General features: G+C 72.5%; 11 protein-coding genes. 4 read left to right on the top strand and 7 right to left on the bottom strand.

Features of this window, described 5'->3' with window-relative positions; all coding sequences use genetic code 11:
* Nucleotides 1–155: 155 nt before the first annotated feature.
* The 3 genes from VSR01_RS01875 to VSR01_RS01885 all read left to right on the top strand — a co-directional run bounded on the left by VSR01_RS01875 (nt 156) and on the right by VSR01_RS01885 (nt 3508).
* Complete coding sequence (locus VSR01_RS01875; RefSeq protein WP_326447544.1) at nt 156–401, top strand: DUF5133 domain-containing protein; 246 nt, start codon at nt 156–158, stop codon at nt 399–401.
* A gap of 203 nt (nt 402–604) precedes the next feature.
* Nucleotides 605–1447 carry a chaplin gene (locus VSR01_RS01880; protein WP_326447545.1) on the top strand — a complete coding sequence of 281 codons (843 nt, stop codon included), beginning with the start codon at nt 605–607 and terminating at the stop codon, nt 1445–1447.
* A gap of 291 nt (nt 1448–1738) precedes the next feature.
* Nucleotides 1739–3508: an ABC transporter ATP-binding protein gene (locus VSR01_RS01885; RefSeq protein WP_326447546.1), complete on the top strand. Its 1770-nt coding sequence runs from the start codon at nt 1739–1741 to the stop codon at nt 3506–3508.
* A gap of 37 nt (nt 3509–3545) precedes the next feature.
* On the opposite strand, the gene pgm is transcribed toward VSR01_RS01885, so the two are convergent.
* Complete coding sequence (pgm, locus tag VSR01_RS01890) at nt 3546–5186, bottom strand: phosphoglucomutase (alpha-D-glucose-1,6-bisphosphate-dependent) (protein ID WP_326447547.1); 1641 nt, start codon at nt 5184–5186, stop codon at nt 3546–3548.
* A 222-nt stretch (nt 5187–5408) separates the two neighbouring features.
* Between pgm and VSR01_RS01895 the strand changes: the two genes are divergently transcribed.
* A complete protein-coding gene (locus VSR01_RS01895) occupies nt 5409–6992 on the top strand; it encodes an MFS transporter (protein WP_326447548.1) in 1584 nt (527 codons plus the stop codon).
* A gap of 153 nt (nt 6993–7145) precedes the next feature.
* Here VSR01_RS01895 and VSR01_RS01900 read toward each other — a convergent pair whose 3' ends face one another.
* From VSR01_RS01900 to VSR01_RS01925, 6 genes are all read right to left on the bottom strand, one after another.
* Nucleotides 7146–7658: a MarR family winged helix-turn-helix transcriptional regulator gene (locus VSR01_RS01900; RefSeq protein WP_326447549.1), complete on the bottom strand. Its 513-nt coding sequence runs from the start codon at nt 7656–7658 to the stop codon at nt 7146–7148.
* Nucleotides 7659–7688: 30 nt separating this feature from the next.
* Nucleotides 7689–9404: an MFS transporter gene (locus tag VSR01_RS01905; RefSeq protein WP_442785387.1), complete on the bottom strand. Its 1716-nt coding sequence runs from the start codon at nt 9402–9404 to the stop codon at nt 7689–7691.
* 170 nt (nt 9405–9574) lie between these two features.
* Complete coding sequence (locus VSR01_RS01910; protein WP_326447550.1) at nt 9575–10087, bottom strand: mycothiol transferase; 513 nt, start codon at nt 10085–10087, stop codon at nt 9575–9577.
* Between the two features lie 201 nt (nt 10088–10288).
* Complete coding sequence (locus tag VSR01_RS01915) at nt 10289–11761, bottom strand: ricin-type beta-trefoil lectin domain protein (RefSeq protein ID WP_326447551.1); 1473 nt, start codon at nt 11759–11761, stop codon at nt 10289–10291.
* A gap of 271 nt (nt 11762–12032) precedes the next feature.
* Entirely contained in the window at nt 12033–16337 is a 4305-nt protein-coding gene (locus tag VSR01_RS01920) for a discoidin domain-containing protein (protein ID WP_326447552.1), read from the bottom strand.
* Nucleotides 16338–16579: 242 nt separating this feature from the next.
* Complete coding sequence (locus VSR01_RS01925) at nt 16580–17845, bottom strand: FUSC family protein (RefSeq protein WP_326447553.1); 1266 nt, start codon at nt 17843–17845, stop codon at nt 16580–16582.
* Nucleotides 17846–18284 lie beyond the last annotated feature (439 nt).

The following is an 18284-nucleotide window of genomic DNA, read 5'->3' on the forward strand; positions in this document are numbered from 1 at the left end:
CCGGCGTCACGCGGGCGGTGGACGCGGGGCGCCGGGCGGCGGGAGGACGGCGAATCCCGGGGCGGGAAAGAAATTCGGATGCAGCGTGCATGGACCCGCGTCCGCCGGGCAGGCGCGCTTCGAATCCCCGACCCAGTCGCAAGGAGTCTGCCGCGATGCTGATGGCCCACCCGACCGTACTGCGCACGCTGCTCGAACGCTACGAGACTCTCCGGGCCGCCGCCGAGCGGGGCGACGGGGCGGGACCGCGACTGGAGCGCGAACTGCAGGACACCGTCTACACGTTGTGCGTGTCGACGGGGACCAGGGAGATATCCGCGGCGCTCGCCGCGGCGCGCGACCACGTGGAGCGGCACGCGTTCACCGGGCAGCCGGTGGCCGTGGAGGGCACCGCGGCCTGACGGGGTCGCGGGCGCGGGCTCCCGGTCGCACGGCCCTCTACCGGAAGCGGACGAACACTGGCACGTCGTCCTCACCCGATGGGATGAATGTGCGGGTCCGGATGACCTGAATGGCCGACAGCGGCGTTGTTCCCGTTGCGGACACCGGGTCCGCCGGCGCGGACCAGCCGGCCCGTGCGGCACTTCCGGAAGGCAGGGAACGTATGAACAAGGTCGCCCGAAAGGGACTCGTCACCGCGATGGTCGCGGGCGGCGTACTGGGCTGCGCGGGCTACGCGCAGGCCGACGCGGCGGCCGAGGGCGGCACGGCGGGCTCGCCCGGCGTCCTGTCCGGCAACTCGGTGCAGGTGCCGGTGGACGTGCCGGTCACGGTGTGCGGGAACACCCTGGACGTCGTCGGCCTGCTCAACCCCGCGTCCGGCGTCTTCTGCGCCACCCCTTCCACCGCGTCGCCCGCGCACGCCGCGGCGCCGAGCGCCGGCTCGGCGCACTCCGCCGCCCCGGGCCGCGGCGGCCGGCACGCGGGTGCGCCCGCCGACGAACAGGGCGCGCCCATGGGCGTGGTGAACGGCGGCCCGCGGCGGCCCTCCGGCGCGCACGCGGCCCCGAGCGCGGACACGGGCGGCGCGGGCGGGGCCCGGGCGGCCGGTGACACGCAGGGCTCCTCCGGTCTGCTGTCCGGCAACTCGGTGCGGCTGCCGATCGACCTGCCGGTGAACATCACGGGCAACTCGGTGAACGTGGTCGGCGTCGGCAATCCGTCGACCGGCAACACCGGGGTGAACGCCGAGGCGCCGCGGCCGCCCGCGCCGGCGCCCGTGCCCGAGCCCGAGCCCGTGCACAACGTGCCGGTGGCGCAGACCGCGCCGGTCGAGCACGCGGTGGCCCCGACGCTCGCGCACACCGGCGCCGACGGCCTGGGTGGGATCGCCGCGGCGAGCGCCGGACTGCTGCTCGGCGGCGCGGTGCTCTACCGCCGCTCGCGCGCGGGCCGCACCTCGCACGCCGCCGCGCTCGCCGGCGCCGCCGCGGGAGCCGCGGCCTGATCCGCTGCCCGGGGGTGACCCGGTCCGCCGCGTGACCCCGTCGCGGCCCCCTCCTGGCGCTCCCCGACGGCGGCGGGGCCGTCAAACCGATTACGGGGCGCCGCGAGCTGGGACGACGCGACGGCGGCCGGGTGCGACGGAGCACCCGGCCCCTATCATTTCATGCGCGCGCATGGACGCTTCGGCGCGGAAGCGACCGCCGTGCGCGCGACGATCCACGCCCCCGGCGCCTCGCGCGTGCGGGGGCGGTCCTGCGCAGACGTGATCCGTCGTGTTCCGAGGAGCCCCGCAATGGCGTTGCCGCACGGCACGCTCAGCCACCGCTATCGTGGCGAGCACCCCGTCCGTACCCTCCTCTACCTCTTCCACCCCGACCGCGGCCGGGTGGGCCTGGCGGTGCTGGCCTTCCTCGGCAAGCACACGCCCGTCTGGCTGCTGCCGCTGATCACGGCGAACGTCGTGGACGTGGTGGTCCAGCACAAGCCGGTGTCGGTGCTGTGGTGGAACGCCGCGGTGCTGCTGGTGATCCTCGTGCTCAACCTGCCGCTGCACCTGGCGTACGTGCGGTGCATGCAGGGGTCGATCCGGCGCACCGGGACCCGGCTGCGCACCGCGCTGTGCCAGCGCATGCAGCAGTTGTCCATCGGCTACCACTCGCGGGTCAGCGCGGGCGTGCTGCAGGCGAAGGTGATCCGCGACGTCGAGACCATAGAGACCGCGGCCCAGCAGACCGCGGACAACGGCCTGGCGGCCATCGCCACGCTCTCCGGCGGCCTGGTGGTGATCGGCGTCCAGGCGCCCGCCTTCCTGCCGGTCTACCTGGTGGTGGTGCCCGCCTCGGCGCTGCTGGTGGTCAAGCTGCGGCAGCGGCTGCGCGACCGCAACGAGATGTTCCGCCAGCAGGTCGAGCAACTGTCCTCGCGGGTCACCGAGATGACCACGCTGATACCGATCACCCGGGCGCACGGCCTGGAGAACACCGCGCTGCACCGGGTGGACCGCACCCTGGGCGAGGTGCTGCACGCCGGGCTGCGGCTGGACCGGCTGAACGGCTGGTTCGGGTCGATCGCCTGGATCCTGCTCAACGCGATCGGCGTGGCGTGCCTGGCCGGCTCCGCGCTGGTCGCCTACTACGGCTGGCTGAGCGTCACCCCGGGCACCGTGGTGATGCTCAGCGCCTACTTCTCCAGCCTCACCGGCTCGGTGACGACGCTGCTGACGCTGACCCCGCAGATCGGCAAGGGCCTGGAGTCGGTGCGGTCGATCGGCGAGGTGCTGCAGGCGCCGGACCTGGAGCAGAACGACGGCAAGGCCGCGGTGGCCGGTGTGGTCGGGCGGTTCGAGTTCCGCGGCGTGGAGCACACCTACCCCGACAGCGACCGGCCGTCGATCACCGGCTTCGACCTGGACGTGCGGCCCGGCGAGACCATCGCGCTGGTCGGCGGCTCGGGCGCGGGCAAGTCCACGGTGCTCAACCTGGTGATCGGCTTCCTGCGGCCGACCCGCGGCCGGATCCTGCTGGACGGCGTGGACATGGAGACCATGGACCTGCGCGACTACCGCAGCTGGCTGTCGGTGGTGCCGCAGGAGTCGATCCTGTTCGAGGGCAGCATCCGGGAGAACGTCACCTACGGGATGCCGGACGGCGTACCGGAGGAGACGGTGCGCGCGGCGCTGCGGGACGCCAACGCGCTGGAGTTCATCGACCGGCTGCCGCAGGGCCTGGACACGGTGGTCGGCGAGCGCGGCGCCCGGCTGTCCGGCGGCCAGAAGCAGCGGCTGGCGATCGCCCGCGCGCTGATCCGCGACCCTCGGGTGCTGATCCTGGACGAGGCGACGTCGGCGCTGGACTCGCGCTCCGAGGCGCTGGTCCAGCAGGCGCTGACCCGGCTGGTGCGCGGTCGTACGGTCTTCGTGGTGGCGCACCGGCTGTCCACGATCAGGAACGCGGACCGGATCGTGGTGCTGGACGAGGGCCGGATCGCCGAGATCGGCTCGCACGCCGAACTGCTGCGCGGCGGCGGCGCCTACGCGGGTCTGCAGGCGGCACAGCTCGCCTGATGAGGCCGGCGCGGGCGCGCGCCGCCGCGCGCGCCCGTCAGCCGCCGAGCGCGTCGGCGACGATCGCCTTCGCCTCCTGCTGCACCCGGGCCAGGTGGTCGTCGCCGAGGAAGGACTCGGCGTAGACCTTGTAGACGTCCTCGGTGCCGGAGGGGCGGGCGGCGAACCAGGCGTTGTCCGTGCAGACCTTGATGCCGCCGAGCGCCGCGCCGTTGCCCGGGGCCTCGGTGAGGATCGCGGTGACCGGCTCGCCGGCCAGCTCACGGGCCGGCACCTGCTCGGCGGACAGCTTGGCCAGCACCGCCTTCTGCTCGCGGTCGGCGGGCGCGTCGATGCGCGCGTACGAGGGGGCGCCGAACCTCGCCGTCAGCTCCGCGTAGGCCTGCGAGGGGGTGCGGCCGGTCACCGCGGTGATCTCGGCGGCGAGCAGCGCCAGCAGGATGCCGTCCTTGTCGGTGGTCCACACGCTGCCGTCGCGGCGCAGGAAGGACGCGCCGGCCGACTCCTCGCCGCCGAAGGCGAGGGTGCCGCCGATCAGGCCGTCCACGAACCACTTGAAGCCGACCGGGACCTCGGTCAACGGGCGGCCGAGCCCGGCGACGACCTTGTCGATCATCGAGGAGGACACCAGGGTCTTGCCCACGGCGAGTTCGGGTCCCCACCGGTCGCGGTGCCCGATCAGGTAGTCGATGGCGACGGCCAGGTAGTGGTTGGGGTTCATCAGGCCGCCGTCGGGGGTGACGATGCCGTGCCGGTCGGCGTCGGCGTCGTTGCCGGTGGCGACCTGGTAGTCGTCCTTGCGGTCGATCAGCGAGGCCATCGCGTACGGCGAGGAGCAGTCCATCCGGATCTTGCCGTCCCAGTCCAGCGTCATGAACCGCCAGGTGGGGTCGGCGGCCGGGTTGACGACGGTCAGGTCCAGCCCGTGGCGTTCGGCGATCCGCCCCCAGTAGGCGACCGAGGCGCCGCCGAGCGGGTCGGCGCCGATGCGCACCCCGGCGCGGCGCACCGCCTCCAGGTCGAGCACCGAGGGCAGGTCGTCGACGTAGTGGCCGAGGAAGTCGTGGCGCCCGGTGGTGTCGGCGGCCAGCGCGCGGCGGTAGGGGACGCGGCGCACGCCGGACAGGCCGCCGGCGATCAGCTTGTTGGCCCGGTCCTGGATCCAGCCGGTGGCGTCGGAGGCGGCCGGGCCGCCGGTGGGCGGGTTGTACTTGAAGCCGCCGTCGGTGGGCGGGTTGTGCGAGGGGGTGACCACGACGCCGTCGGCCAGGGCCTGGGTGCGGCCGCGGTTGTGGGTGAGGATCGCGTGCGAGACGGCCGGGGTCGGGGTGTAGCCGTCGTGCGTGTCGATCAGCACGGTGACGCCGTTGGCGGCGAACACCTCCAGTGCGGTGACCCGGGCCGGCTCGGACAGGGCGTGGGTGTCGGCGCCGAGGAACAGCGGCCCGTCGGTGCCCTGCCGGGCCCGGTAGTCGCAGATGGCCTGGCTGGTGGCGGCGATGTGGTCCTCGTTGAAGGCGGTGGCCAGGGACGACCCGCGGTGTCCGGAGGTGCCGAAGGCCACCGCCTGCGCCGGGTCCCCGGGTTCGGGGTGCAGAGCGTAGTAGGCGGTGACCAGGCGGGGAACGTCCACCAGGTCGTCGGGCCCGGCCGGCTGTCCGGCACGCTCGTGCGGCATCCGCTGTCTCCTTCGTCGCGTCCGTCGGGTCGTGCTCTGGGTGGTGCTCTCAGGTGGTGCCGCGGCCGGCGGCCCGGCCGGCGCGCTCGCGCACCGGCTCCGGGGCTCCCGCCCGCCGGGCCATTCTCCCGCGCTGCGCCGCCGGGTCGGCGGCGACCGGCCGCGGTACGGCGCACACTGTGACGGGAAGCTCACGGCGGCGGTTCGGGAGAGGCGGGGGCGATGACGACGGCGCAGGCGTCGCAGGCCGGCGGGAGCGTGCGGCTGGCTTCGGCCACCGGGCGCTGGGTGCTGGCCTGTTCGGTGCTGGGCTCGGGCATGGCGATGCTGGACGGCACGGTGGTGAACATCGCGCTGCCCCGCCTGGGCGAGGACCTGGGCGCCTCGCTGGCGACGCTGCAGTGGACGGTGAACGGCTATCTGCTGACCCTGGCGGGACTGATCCTGCTCGGCGGCGGGCTCGGCGACCGCTACGGCCGGCGGCGGGTCTTCGTCGTCGGTGTGGTGTGGTTCGCGCTGGCCTCGGCGCTGTGCGGGGCCGCGCAGAACGGCGGGATGCTGATCGCGGCCCGCGCGTTGCAGGGGGTGGGCGGCGCCCTGCTGACACCCGGGTCGCTGGCGCTGGTGCAGTCCACGTTCCGGCCGCAGGACCGGGCCAGGGCGGTCGGCGCGTGGTCCGGGCTCGGCGGGGTGGCCGGCGCGGTCGGCCCGTTCCTCGGCGGCTATCTGGTGGACGGCCCGGGCTGGCGGTGGATCTTCTACGTCAATGTGCCGGTGGCCGCGGTGGTCGTGGCGATCGCGGTGCGGCACGTGCCGGAGAGCCGGGACCGGGGCGCGTCGGGGAGCTTCGACGTGCCGGGCGCGGTGCTGGCGGCCCTGGCGCTGGCCGGGATCACCTACGCGCTGATCGCGGGCTCGGCTCGTCCCTCGGTGCTGACGGTGGTGCTGCCCGCGGTCGGCGGTCTGGCCTGCGGCGCGGCGTTCCTGCGCACCGAGCGGCGGCGCCGGCACCCGATGCTGCCGCTGACGGTGTTCTCCTCCCGGCTGTTCTCGGCGATGAACCTGGTGACGGTGTGCCTGTACGCGGCGATCGGCGGGGTGCTGTTCGTGCTGCCGGTGCAGTTGCAGATCGCGGCCGGCGACAGCGCGCTGCGGGCGGGGCTGGCGACGCTGCCGGTGACGGTGCTGATGCTGCTGCTGTCGGCGCCGGCCGGGGCACTGGCCCAGCGGATCGGGCCGCGGCTGCCGCTGACGGTGGGACCGCTGGTGGCCGCGGCGGGCATGCTGCTGCTGACCCGGGTCTCGCCGGGCGCGACGTCGTACTGGCTGGACGTGCTGCCCGCGGTGGTGGTGCAGGGCCTCGGCATGAGCCTGTTCGTGGCGCCGCTGACCGCGACGGTGCTCGCCTCGGTGGACGTGGACCACGCGGGGGTGGCCAGCGGCGTCAACAACGCGGCGGCCCGCATCGCCCAGCTCTTGGTCGTCGCCGCGCTGCCGCTGCTGATCGGGCTGTCGGACCAGGCGTACCGCTCGCCGCACAAGGTCGACACGGCGTTCGGCCGGGCCATGCCGATCTGCGCGGGCCTGTGCGCGCTGGCGGCGCTGCTGGCGGCCGTCCTGGTGCCGCGCGGCGCGCTGGAGGAGGCGGTCGAGGGCGGTGCGGGCGAACAGCCCGGCGAGGGCGCGGCGCAGGGGGCGGGAGCGCGGGCCCCGGCCGGGCGGGCCCGCCCGGAGTGCACGGCGCACTGCGGGGTGACCGCCCCGCCGCTGGAGCCCGGCGGCGGCGGGTCCGAGCCCTCGGCGTGACCGGGGCCGCGCGAGGCGGCTCCCGGGCGAGGCTCCCGGGCGAGGGTCCCGGGCGAGGGTCCCGGGCCGCACCCACACGGGCCTGACGGGTTCCCGCCCCGGGGGCCGCGACCGCCGCGACCACTCGGGGGCTCCTCCCCCGCCGGAGCGGGTTCAGCCGGCCGGCGGGGCGGGCTCCTCGCCCTCGGTCAGGAGCTGTTCGAGCGCGGGCAGCGCGGCGAGCAGCGCGGCGCTGTCCTGCGGCGAGAGCCGGGCCATCCGCCGGGACAGCAGTTCGGAGCGCTGCCTGCGGATGCGCTCCAGATGCGCCTCGCCCTTCGGAGTGACGGACACGAGATGCGACCGCCCGTCCGACGGGTCGGCCTCCTTGCTGAGCAGCCCGGCGGCCGACAGCGGTCGCAGCGTGCGGGTCAGCGAGGGCGCCGCGACCTGTTCGAGCGCGGCCAGTTCGCCCAGCCGCAGCGGCCCGTGCGCCTGGACCCGGGCCAGCGCGGACAGCTGCGCGTAGGTGAGGTCCAGGTCGTCGCCCGACGCCTGGGCGAGCTGCCGGTACAGCCGGGCGACGATCAGCCGCAGCCGGTCCACCGCGGTGGCCGGCGGCTGGGTGCCGCCGGCGGCCCCGGACGGCGTCGGGAGGGCGTCCCGCCCCGGTCGGGTGTCGGTCATGGCGGGGCGCCTCCCAGGTGACGTCCGGTCTCAGCCCTGTGCGCGGGCCTTGCGGCTGCGGATCAGGGATGCCGCCGCCGCGACCAAGGACATCACGATCGCCAGGGAGAACACCACGACGAGTCCGTCGTGGAACGGCCCGGAGATCAGGTGCGGGAAGAACTCCCGGCCGGTGAGGGTGTGCGCGTTGGCGGCCGGCAGCTTGCCGAGCAGGTCGGGTCCGAGCAGTTCCTGGATCGGGTTGTAGCCGAGGAACGCGGCGAAGAGCGTGCCGACCGGCGGCAGGTCGGCGACCTGGTGGGCGTTCGCCGCAGGCACCCCCTGCGCGGTGAGGCCCGAACTGAGCGTGCCGGGCAACGAGCCGGCCAGTCCCGCCACCATCAGCGAGAAGAAGACGCCGATGGACAGCACCATCCCCGCGTTCTGGAAGGTCGCGCGCATGCCGGACGCGGCGCCGCGGGCCTCCGGCGGCACGCTCGCCATGATGATGGAGGTGTTCGGCGCGGCGAACAGGCCGCCGCCCAGGCCGTTGAGGAAGACCACCAGCGCGAAGACCCAGTAGCTGAAGTCGGTGGGGATCAGCAGCAGCCCGGCGAACGAGCCGGCCATCACCACGAAGCCGGCCGCGGCGAACAGCCGGGCGCCGTAGCGGTCGGACAGCGCGCCGGCGATCGGCCCGGCGGCCAGGAAGCCGACGGTCAGCGGCAGCAGGTAGATGCCGGCCCACAGCGGGGTGTCGGCGTAGTCGTAGCCGTGCAGCGGCAGCCAGATGCCCTGCAGCCAGATGATCAGCATGAACTGCAGACCGCCGCGGGCGATGGAGCCGAGCAGGGTGGCCGCGTTGCCGCCGGCGAAGCTGACGTTGCGGAACAGTCCGAGCGGGAACATCGGCTCCGCGACCCGTGCCTCGACCAGGCAGAAGATCACGAGCATCAGCGCGCCGCCGATGAGTCCGGCCAGCACCCAGGGGTTGGTCCAGCCCATGGTGTGGCCGCCGTAGGGCTGGATGCCGTAGGTGATGCCGGCCAGCAGCGCGGTCAGGCCGACGGCGAAGGTGATGTTGCCCCACCAGTCCATCTTGGCCGGGCGGCGCAGTCCGGTGTCGTGCAGCGAGCGGTACGCCCAGACGGTGCCGACCAGTCCGATCGGCACGTTCACCCAGAAGATGGAGCGCCAGTTCCACTCGGCGAGCAGGCCGCCGAGGACCAGGCCGATGAAGGAGCCGGCGATGCCGGCGACCATGTTGACGCCGAGCGCCATGCCGCGCTGGCGGGCCGGGAAGGCGTCGGTGATGATCGCCGCGGAGTTGGCCATCAGCATGGAGCCGCCGACGGCCTGGGCGACCCGCCAGCCGATCAGCCAGAGCGCGCCGCCGCCGCCGTGCATCGGGTCGACGGACAGGATCACCGAGGTGACGGTGAAGATCAGGAAGCCGGCGTTGTAGATCTTGACGCGGCCGAGGATGTCGCCGAGCCGGCCGAGGGTGACCACCAGGACGGCGGTGACGAGCATGTAGCCCATCAGCATCCACAGCAGATAGCTGACGTTCCCCGGTTCCAGGGGGTTGAGGCCGATGCCGTTGAAGATGGCCGGCAGCGAGATCAGCACGATCGAGGAGTTGATCGTGGCGATGAGCATGCCCAGCGTGGTGTTGGACAGCGCGATCCATTTGTAGTGCGGGTGGCTGGTGTCGAACCGCGGGGTCCTCCGCTGTATGCGTGTGGCTGCTTCGTCTTCGGTAGCCATGTGGCCGGTGCTCCCCACCCGAGTGGCAGTTACTTATACTTAACTTAGGTTAAGTAACTCTATCATCGGGCAGGGGGCACCGGCAGGTCGACCGGGGTCACCGAGGGCGCGCCAGGGGGCGCGCGCTCCCCCGGCGCTCCCCCGGCGCTCCCGCGGTCCCCGCCGCCCCGTCAGCGGCGGCGCAGCAGCAGGCCGCGCAGGAAGGCGGCCTGCCCGGCGTGCTGGATGTCGTCGTCGAGCACGCTGACCAGGCGGACGCCGAGGGTCACCGGCGGGTCCCAGCGCTCGTCGACGATCCGGTCCAGGTCGCTCTCGGACAGCCCCCGCAGATAGCCGAGGGTCCGTTCGTGGACGGCGTCGTAGTAGTCGGTGAGCAGCGCCGGATCGTCCACCCGGACCTTCGCCACGTCCTGCGGGCTGTGGCCGTAGCCGGTGGCCCCGGCGGCGAACGGCAGGCCGAAGCGCTTCTCCCAGCCGTCGGCGGTCCAGGTCTGCTCGTCGCCGGCCACGTCGGCGACGTGGTCGTCCTGGACCCGGGTGAGGTGCCAGACGAGCCAGGCGACGGTGTTGGCGCCGGGCTCGACCACGCGCGCGGTCTCCTCGGCGGTCAGCCCCTCGACGGCGCCGTGCACGTTCTCCTTGATCCGCCCGAAGGCGTCGGCGAGCAGTTCCGCGGTGTTCATCAGGTCTCCTGTTCGGTTTCCTCGGTGACAGCGGTGGGCGCGCATGCGCGGCGCCTGTGGTCACAGTGAACCGCGCGATCGCGCCGGGGCTTCCCGGAGCCGGCCCGGCCCGGCGCGCCCACCGCCGTTCAGGTCACACGAGGAGCCGCTCAGGACGGCCGATCGCGGGGGACGGCCACCGCGGCCGGTCGTCGGCAGCGGTCAGGAGGGGAGAGTCCACTGCTGGTTCGTGCCGCCGAAGCAGTCCCAGATCTGCAGCCGGGTGCCGTTGGCCGAGCTGGGCCCGGTGGCGTCCAGGCACTTGCCGGAGCCGTCGTTGACCAGCGTCGAGCCGGAGGCGTGCCACTTCTGCGCGGCCGTGCCGTTGCAGTCGTACAGCTGCACGGTCGTGCCGTTGGCCGTACCCGCCCCGGTCACGTCCATGCACTTGCCCAGCGCCTTGAGCGAACGGTCCGAACCCACCGTCCAGCTCTGCGCGTTCGTCCCGTTGCAGTCGTAGAGCTGCACCGCCGCGCCGTTCGCACTGCTCGCCCCCGCCACGTCCACGCACTTGCCCGCGTAACCCGACCGGATCGCACCGGTGGCCCCACCCGACGGCGGCGTGCCGCCGCCCCCGCCGGTGATCGCGTTGAAGGTGCCGGAGAACTGCCACGCGGACTGGGAGGTGCCGCTGCACGAGTCCGACAGCTGGCCGTTGCTCGCGCAGGCCTTGTCGCGGCCGAGCGACCAGAAGCTCAGCTCCTGGATGCCGTTGGACTTGGCGAAGTTCTCCAGGTCGCTCGCGTCGGAGGTGGAGAACACCTCGCTGGTGGTGTCGTTGACGCCGATCATCGGGGTGTTGCCCTCCATCGCCCACAGCTGCGCGGAGGTCTTGCCGGTCCATATCTGGCCGAGCTGGGTGTGCAGACCCTGCGCGGCGGAGATGGCGGCGTTGCCCATGTCCATCGCGGAGCCGTAGTCCATGGTCATGATGTTGACCAGGTTGACGTTCAGGTTGTGGCTCTTGGCGTTGTTCAGCAGGCTGATCGCATTGGACTCCAGGCCCGAGGGGTCGACCGGCAGGGTGTAGTCGATGTCGAGCTTCCTGCCCTGTGCCGCGTACTGCTGCTGCAGGTCGGCCAGGGCGGCGTTGCGCCGGTCGTTGGCGGTGGTGTTGTCGAGTGCGCCGCCCTCGATGTCGAAGTCGAGGCGGGTCAGGTTCAGCCCGTCGACGACCCGCTTGTACTGGGTCTCCAGCGCCGCCACCGAGGTGCAGGCGAGCGCCTCCTCGGTGCCGGAGGCGCCGCCGAAGGAGACGATCACGTCGCCGCCGGCCGACCGCAGGCTGTTGATCGCCGACGTCCAGCTCGCGTCGGTGACGGAGGTGTCGCCGTTGAAGGTGGCGTTGCAGCCGCCGCCGTCGATGACGAAGGCGAGGGTGAAGTACTTCAGCCCGGTGGCGTTGCGGACGGTGGTCAGCGCCGTCGGCGAGTTCCACACCTCGGCGTAGGGCGCGGCGTACTGCGCCGGGAAGCCGGGGCCAAGGTCGGCCGCGGCGTGGGCGGTGCCGCCGGTGGCCAGCAGGAGCCCGGCGGCCAGGGCGGGGACGGTGACGAGCGCGCCGAGCGCCTTCGGACGGGCGCGGGGCCGTCTCGTACGGGGGGCGGCGGCGTGGGGGTTCGCGTGGGGGGTCATGAGGGGGCCTTCCGTGGGCGGACAGCCGACTCCGGTCGTTCACGGCAGTGAACGCGGGTCGCCGACGTGACTGTCGGCGGCAACGGCGACGGTAGGACTGGACCAATGCGCCGTCAAGACCCCCCGTTCACCGGCTGAAGCCGGTTCAGTACGGGTGGGGTGAAAAGGACATGACGGGGCGTGTCCGCGTTCAGATGCCGAACGCGGACACGCCCCCTGGAGGTGGCGGCGCCGTCCGCCGGCCGGGGATCGCCAGGCGGACGGCCTCCGGTCAGTTGTTGACGGTGATGGTGAACGTGCTGGTGGTGTTCTGGATGTCCACCGCGTTGTCGCTCTCGTGCAGGCCGTTGAAGGTCACCGAGCCGACCGCGGGGCCCTGGCCGGACTCGGGCTGCGGGTTGGCCCAGATGCCGAAGCCGGACTTGGCGTCGAAGCTGTCACCGCTCTTGTGCGCCCCGGTGATGCTCACGTTGGTGAACACCGTGTCCTGGATCGGGTTGAGCGAGGTGCTGCCGTTCCACTTGGTCTGGAACATGATCCCGGAGTACGTCGGGTCGGTGATGTCCACGTTGCTGATCCGCAGGCCCTGGAGCTTGAACTCCGCGGAGAACACCCACAGCGCCGGGAACGACTGCTGTCCCCAGAAGTGGCCGCCGTCGCGGGCCAGCGAGATGTTGTCGAAGGTGGTCTGCGGTGAGGACTCGAAGCCGAGCGCCGGGATGCCGCCGAACTGCAGCGACCCGATGGTGATGCCCGGGTAGGTCAGGCTGTCGGCGATGTACAGGTTGGTGAACTTGTTCCCACCACCGCCGTAGACCGCCAGGCCCGCCGCGCGCCACACGGTCTGCACGCTGAGGTTCTGGAAGGTGTTGTTGAGCTCCTGCTCGTTGTGGTTGTCGGTGGCGGGGAACAGCGCGAAGCTGTCGTCGCCGGTCGAGCGGGCCTCGTCGTTGCTGACCAGGTTGCCGCTGGAGCCGTTGGTCAGATTGACGCCGTCGGCCCAGGTGTCGCGGATGCGCAGGTTGGTGATCGTCGAGTTGTCGACGTTGGTGCCCCAGACCGCGCAGATGGTGTGCTCGATCCACAGGTTGTCGATGGTCAGGTTCGCCACGCTGCTGAGGTCGAAGACCTTGCCGGGGCCGTCGATCCGGCTGGTGTAGTTGCCGAAGAAGGCGAACCCGGTGAAGGTCGAGCCGTCGGAGCCCGACTGCAGGGAGAACCCGCCGTCGGTGTTCTCCTGGGTCTGCGGGGTGAAGAAGCGGGTGAACCAGGGACCGGCGCCGACCACCTTGATCGCCCGTCCGTAGACGGTGAACTTGTTGGCGGTCTGGTAGTCGCCCTGCGGCAGGTAGACGCCGAGCTTGCTGGTGTCCTGGCGTGCGGCGTCCAGGGCGTTCTGCACGTCCTGCTGGGTGAAGCCGGCCGGGACCACGTACTTGGTGGGGTCGGGGTTGGCCACCGGGGTGGCCTGCTCCAGGTTGATGTAGTCGATGTTGTAGTAGGCCGCGGAGTTGGCCGCGTCCTTCTGCAGGGTGATGGTGTGGCCGGCCGGCACGGTGGTGCCGAGCAGCACGTTGGCCTCGTCGTAGATGTGCCGCGGAGCGCCGGAGCCGGGCGAGTTGCTCGGGCTGGCCTCGTCGCCGTACAGCCACGCGTACTTCGAGGACAGGGTGATCGTCTTCAGGAAGGCGCCGTCCACGTAGATGTCGAGCGTGGTGGAGTCGGTGCCGTCGGGGATGTTGAAGCGGGTCACCAGGGTGTTGGTGCTGCTGCGGGTGGTGAAGGACACCGACGCGCCGTTGGCCGCCAGGTGCACGGCCTTGCGGCCGGACGCCTCGCCCGCCGGGTCGCCGATGGTGCGGTTGGGCCCGAGCACCGTGGCGCCGCCGCCGAGCACGCCGTTCTCGGCCTCGTAGGCGTCGTACGGCATGTTGGCGCCGCGGCCGACGAACAGCGACTGGGTGCTGGTGTTGTTGGCCTGCTTGACCGACAGCTCGTTGCCGTCGACCGCGATGACCGTCTTCACGGTGTACTTGCCGTTGACCGCGGTCCAGCTGCCCAGGTTCACCGGGGCGGTGGTGGCGCCGGCCGCGATCGCGCCGCTGTAGGAGCCGGTGAGCGTCTTGACGACGTTGCCGCTCGTGGCGTCGGCGACGGTCAGGGTGATGTTGTGGGCGCCGCCCGCCGAAGCGATGGTGCCCTGGTTCTTGATCGCCACCGAGAAGGCGACGTTGTTGCCGGCGGACGGGTTGCCGGGCGACCAGGCGACCGGCGAGGCCAGCAGGTCGGAGCTGTCGACCGGCTTGACCACCAGCGAGGAGGTGGCGGTGTTGTTGGTCTCGTTCTGCTCGACCACCGAGTTGGCCTCGTCGACCTTCGCCGTGACCTGGTACGTGGCCGCGTCCTTGGCGCCGATGTTCGCCGAGACGGTGGTGGCGGCGCCGGCCGCGAGCGCGCCGACGTTCGCGGTGCCGACCTTGGTGGTGCCGAGGTAGAAGTTGACGTTCGTCGCCGGGGAGGCGTCGGTGCCGATGTTCTTGACCGTGGTGCTGAGGGTGACCTGGTCGGTCTCCACCGGGGCCGCGGGCGAGGAGGTCGGCGCGGTGACCGTCAGGTCGGGGTTGGGTCCGGGCACGCCGATGACCTGCAGTTCGGCCGCCTGGCCGCCGCCGGCCCCGGAGTTGCTGCTGAAGATCGCCTTGACGTCGGCGACCCGCGCGGTCACCGGGATGGTCACCGTGTTGCCGGTGGCCGGGTCGAAGGAGTAGGACTTCGGCGCGACGAGCTGGGTGAAGCCGGAGGCGCTCTGCTCGCGGCCCTGGATCTCGATGGTCTGGGTGCGGGCGCTCCAGATCGACGCCGGGTTGAGCTTGACAACGACCTGGCTGGTGTCGACGTTCGCGCCCAGCTGCACGGTCAGCGAACTGGTGCCGGTGCCCTCCCAGTAGGTGGTCACGTCGTCGTCGTTCGCGTTGGCCGCGACGAAGTTCTGCACCGTGGAGGAGGCGGTGATGGGCTTGCCGACCGCCTGATTGGTGCCGCCGGTCGGCGGCGTGGTGCCGGTGCGGGTGACGGTGTTGCTGTTGCCCGACTCGTTGCCGGCGGCGTCCTTGGCCCGCACGAAGTACGAGACGGTCGCCGAGTCCGGCTGGCTGTCGGTGTAGGTCAGCGTGCCGGCCGCGGTGGTGCCGATCTGCGTGCCGTCGCGGAACACCTCGTAGCCGGTGACGGCGACGTTGTCGGCGGCGGCGTTCCAGGTCAGCTTGATCTGGCCGGAGGCGGGCTGGGTGTACGACAGCGCGGTGGGCGCGCTCGGCGACTGCGTGTCGCCGGACGTGCCGGTGCGGGTCACGCTGTTGCTGGCCGGCGACTGGTTGCCGGCCGCGTCGTGCGCCTTGACGACGTACGTCACGGTCGCGGTGTCGGGCTGGCTGTCGGTGTACGTCAGGACGTTGCCCGCCACCGTGGTGCGCAGGGTGCCGTTGGCGTAGACGTCGTAGCCGGTGACGCCGGTGTCGTCGGTGGCGGCGTTCCAGGTCAGCTTGATCTGGCCGGAGGCGGGCTGGGTGTAGGCCAGGCCCGAGGGGGCGGTGGGCGCGGTGGTGTCGCCGGTGGCGGGCCCGTAGGCCTCCAGCTCGGCTATCTGGCCGGCCGGCCAGCCGGTGTTGCCGGTGATGTTCAGCCGCAGGTAGCGGGTGGTGGCCTGGTTGAAGGTGATCGTCACCGTGTTGCCGGTGGCCGGGTCGAAGGTGTAGCCGGCCGACGGGACGATGTCGCTGAAGATCTGCCCGTCGGTGCTGCCCTGCACCGCCAGCGTCTGGGTGCGGGTCTGCCAGGCGGTGGCCGGCGGCAGCTTGAGCACCACCTTGTTCACCGGGACGGCGCTGCCCAGGTCGACCCGCAGCCACTGCGGGAAGGCGTTGTTGGCGCTCTCCCAGTAGGTGCCGGCGTTGCCGTCCACCGCGTTGCCCGAGGGGTAGACGTCGGCGTGGCCGGACTCCGCGGTGGGCTTGCCGGCCGCGAGGTTCACCGTGGAGTCGACCGCGGCCCGCACGGTCATCTCGGACAGCTGCGCGCTCTTCCCCGCGGAGTTCGCGGTCACCTCGGCGCGCACGTAGCGCGCCTGGGCGGCCGGGAAGGAGACCGTCGCGCTGTTGCCCTCGGCGTGGTCGAAGGTGTACGTGGCCGCGCCGGCCAGGGTCTCGAACAGCACCCCGTCGTCGCTCGCCTGGATCGCGAGGGTCTGCTTCCGCGAGCTCCAGGAGGCCGGCACCTTGAGCTGGACCCTGTCGATCAGCTCGGTGCGGCCCAGGTCGATCTGTGCCCACTGCGGCAGGGAGCTGCCGGAACTCTGCCAGTACGAGTTCCGGTCCCCGTCGTCGAGGCGGGCCGCGGTGTGGCTCCCGCTGGCACTGCTGACGCGGCTGGCGTGGTGTGAACCGGCGGCGGCCACCGTGCCGGCGGCCCCGCTCGGTCCTCCCGCGGCGACGGCGGGCAGGGCCTGACCGCCGAGCAGCAGCAGGCTCGCGGCGGTCACCCCCGCCATCAGCCGCGGGATGGAGCGCTTCGATCTCATGGCGTCCCTCTGGGTCGTGGGGTCGGGAGGTAGGACGGACAACTACTCGACAATCCGGAACGTGCAGACGTGCACCACGTAAGTTGCGTGTCTCCATGCAGATTCGTCGTTGATCTGCTCAGAATTTGCGGGCATGTTGGCGCAGTGTTACAGACGCGCTACGGCGGCGTCTATGCCCGTGACGGCACGGATTCGTGGGCGCGCTCCCATGTGGGGCGCCGCGCCCGGGCGGTGACGAGGGCTCAGTCCTCGCGGCCGGGGAACCGGCCGAAGGCGGCCCGCACCGGCGCCGAGCTGCGCTGCACCACGGTGCTCCCGGCCAGCCGGCGGCGGAGCAGTTGCAGCCTCGGGTGGCGGTCGTTCAGCTCCGCGGTGTTGCGGTCGAGTTCCTCGACCAGGCGCTCGGAGCGCTTCTCCACCGCCAGTTCGTCCAGGATGCGGTCCACCTCGGCGAGCAGCGCGCCGTGCAGCTGCCACTGCCGCGGGTGCGCGCGCACGCCGTCGAGCAGCATCTCGGCGGTCCGGTCGCGGCTGAGCGCGCTGTCGGCGAGTGCCTGGGCCAGCCGCTCCTCCGCGCTCTCGGCGTTCGCGGCCACCTGGGTGGTGATCAGCTCCGCGAAGCTCTGGATGGCGGTGGCGACATGGCCGAACAGCCGCTCCAGCTCGGCCGCGACGTCGTCGGGGAAGAGCGACTCGTCGGTGCGGTGCTTGGCCAGGTCGGTCAGGGTGCGGGAGATCACCCGCATCACCACCGCGCAGATCTCCAGGGTGTCCAGGCCGGTGCGCAGCACGATCCTGGAGAGCACGCCCTCGCGGACCCGGGGGTTCCAGCGCAGGCTGTCCTCGGCCTGCCGCAGCGAGGCGTCGACCTCCACGATCGCGTGGTCCACCCGGCGCGCCTCGTGCAGCCGGGCCGCGGCCCGCTCCACCGGCAGGTGCCCGGCCACCTCGCCGCCCATGTCGCGGAAGAGCCCGGCCATCCGGCGCGCCAGCCCCTCGATGGAGCCGCCCGCGGACTGCACCCACACCGGCGGCGCGAAGAACAGGTTGAACAGCATGCCGACGCCGGCGCCGATGAGCGTCTCGTAGACCCGGTCCCAGGCGGTGCTGGCCACCTGGGTGACGCCGAGCACGAGCATCGCGCTGATCGCCACCTCGATGACGAACTCGCCGACCCGCACGGTCCGCCCGATCAGCAGCGACACGAAGATGATCAGGCCGAGGCTCCACCAGCTCAGGCCCACCAGCGCGCTGAAGCCGACCGCGATCAGCACGCCGACGACGACGGAGTTCACCCGGTTGATGCCGGTGCGCAAGGTGGAGTAGAGGGTGACCTGCACGACCAGCAGGGCGGTCAGCGGCGCGGTCAGCGGGGCCGGCTGCGGCAGCAGCCAGACCGCGACCTGGTAGGCGATGACCGCGGCGGTGGTGGAACGCAGCAGTTGCGCGGCGGCGGGCTCGGCGGTCCAGCGGACCAGCTTGACCATGGGTTCTGGTACGTCGGGCATCCCGTGCCCTTTCCCGCTCTCGGCGATCTCACTGCTGCGGGCACAGCCTAGGTCGGTCCGCGCGCGCGGCGGGCGGCGGCGCGGCCGCGCCCGCGCGGTTCACCCCGCCGGATGGCGTCGGCATGCCGGGGAGGCGCGCCCGTGGTGTGGTGGTGTCCCGCGCCCACGGCGACGCCCCGGGGTCCACGGCGTCCCGGGTCCACCGAGTCCCCGGTCCACGACGCCCCCGGCCGGCGCCGCCACCGCAACGCCCCGGAGCCGCAGATGCCCGAGCCGCACAAGCAGCAGTCGCACGAGCAGCAGTCGCACGAGCAGCAGCCGTACAAGCAGCAGCCGTACAAGCAGCCGTCTTCGCACCCGGAGCCGCCGTCGTCGCCTCACCGACCGCCGTCGCCGTCACGGTGCGGACGCCGGCTCCGCGCCCGGCGTCCGGACGGAC

It is taken from the genome of Actinacidiphila sp. DG2A-62 (genome assembly GCF_035825295.1).
GTDB lineage: Bacteria > Actinomycetota > Actinomycetes > Streptomycetales > Streptomycetaceae > Actinacidiphila.